Annotated in this window: 1 protein-coding gene and 1 pseudogene; one reads left to right on the forward strand and one right to left on the reverse strand. The window is 49.6% G+C overall.

The genetic code is table 11. The features are described from left to right. Positions 1 to 514, reverse strand: a pseudogene (locus H6S82_RS31145) (histidine kinase); the annotation flags it as partial. Positions 515 to 796: 282 nt separating this feature from the next. Between H6S82_RS31145 and alr the strand changes: the two are divergent. Then, on the forward strand, positions 797 to 1978 hold the full coding sequence (gene alr, locus H6S82_RS31150; RefSeq protein ID WP_242057184.1) for an alanine racemase: 1182 nt from the start codon (positions 797 to 799) through the stop codon (positions 1976 to 1978). Positions 1979 to 1986 lie beyond the last annotated feature (8 nt).

A 1986-nucleotide genomic window follows, 5' to 3' on the forward strand; every position in this document is an offset into this window, starting at 1 on the left:
CCTGAGAAGGGGGGATGGGGCATGGGGTATGAGGGGAATTGCCAATCTTGCACCCGGAAGCGGGTAAATCGTATGGCCCGATAACGACGGTATTGCGGCTCTTAATTGCCCGATCGATCGCCTGTTGATGTTCGGGAATCAAATTCGGTTTAAAGCCTATTTTCGCTGCTTGCCCTTGGCGCGGATAAATATGGCTGAGTGCGGTGTTTTTATACAGCGCTATACTGCGGATACCGGTTTGCTGTGCCGTTATCACTCTAGCAAGGCGTTCAAATTCTCCGGGCGCGATTTCTGGATTGATGGAGACATATGCTACCAGACTCCGTTCGAGAAATATCCTAGAGGTTAGCCCACCTTGAAGTCTAGCTCGCACGGTACTGAGCTGGTTGAGGACATTGGCGCGATCGCGCTCTTGGAAACGCTGTTGCTCCGATCGGTCTACAATCCACACACCGGCAATAATCAACGATGCTGCTGATATCCCTGCTAGGTAAGGTAAAAGGCGGAATTTCATATTTGTATTATGGATAGAAATTCCGTTCTATATCATAAGACTTACGCAAATAAACTGGGTTTCTCTGCAAAAGCTTTGATTTCGCAGCAACTCAGGTGAGGCGAGCAAATTTTTTGTTGAATACCAACCTGAATAGCCTGTCGTTACTCTGTTTGCAGAATAGAAGGACGCGAATTACCCACTGACTGCCAGCAATAGAGTGGCAGCTTCCAACTTCACAGTTAAATTGTGAATAGTGTGAGTAGAGGAGTGAATGGAATGGTTGATACAGCCAAAACCCCTATGGGAGTATCCCTAGATAGCAACTCGAATCTAATTTCTAGGGTGAGTGCTTATGGCGGACTTTGCCAACGCGCTTGGGTGGAAATCGATTTAGCTGCTTTAGGGCATAACGTGCGGCAACTTAAAAGCATTTTGTCGCCGCAGACGGCATTAATGGCGGTGGTGAAAGCGGATGCTTACGGACACGGTGCTGTGACTGTTGCTCGGACTGTGTTGCAAAATGGAGCCAGTTGGTTGGGGGTGGCGACAATTCCGGAGGGGATCGAACTGCGAGAGGCGGGTATTGAAGCTCCCATTTTGATTTTAGGGGCGACTCATACGCCGGAGCAAATTCGGGCGATCGCATACTGGAAGTTGCAACCGACGATTTGCACGCCTCAACAAGCTTTGGCTTTTTCGGAAACTTTAAGTGTTTCTAACTTGACATTGCCGGTGCATATCAAGTTGGATACCGGAATGTCGCGTCTGGGGACATCCTGGCAGCAAGCTGCGGAGTTCGTGCAGTTGGTGAATACTTTGCCGAATCTGCAAATTGCGAGTATCTATTCGCACTTGGCGACGGCGGACAGTCCCGATCCGACGGTGATGAAGCAGCAGCAGCAGCGATATGAGGATGCGATCGCCCAAATAAAATCGTTGGGATTGCCATCAACGCAACTGCATTTGGCTAACTCTGCCGCCATTTTGTCCAGCCCTACTTTACATTACGATATGGTACGGGCTGGTTTGGCTACCTACGGTCTTTACCCAGCCGAACATTTGCAGCGGGTGGTGGAACTGAAGCCTGTTATGCAGGTGAAGGCGCGAGTTACTCAGGTAAAAACTATTACAGCCGGTACTGGTGTCAGCTACGGTTATCAATTTGTAGCCGATCGCGATATGCGTCTGGCGGTTGTCGGTATCGGTTACGCTGATGGCGTTCCCCGCAATCTTTCTCACAAAATGAAGGTGGCGATCCGAGGTCAGCTTGTACGTCAAGTGGGCGCGATTACGATGGATCAGCTAATGCTGGATGTCAGCGATTTACCCGATTTGCAAGTTGGCGAAGTGGTAACGCTGCTTGGTAAAGATGGCGACATCCAGATTTTAGCCGATGATTGGGCGGCGAGTTTGGGAACTATTTCCTGGGAAATTCTCTGTAGTTTTAAACATCGCTTACCTCGCGTGGCGGTCAGTCACTAGGGGTTAGG

Source organism: Planktothrix sp. FACHB-1355 (assembly GCF_014748295.1).
Taxonomy (GTDB): Bacteria; Cyanobacteriota; Cyanobacteriia; order Cyanobacteriales; family Aerosakkonemataceae; genus Aerosakkonema; species Aerosakkonema funiforme_A.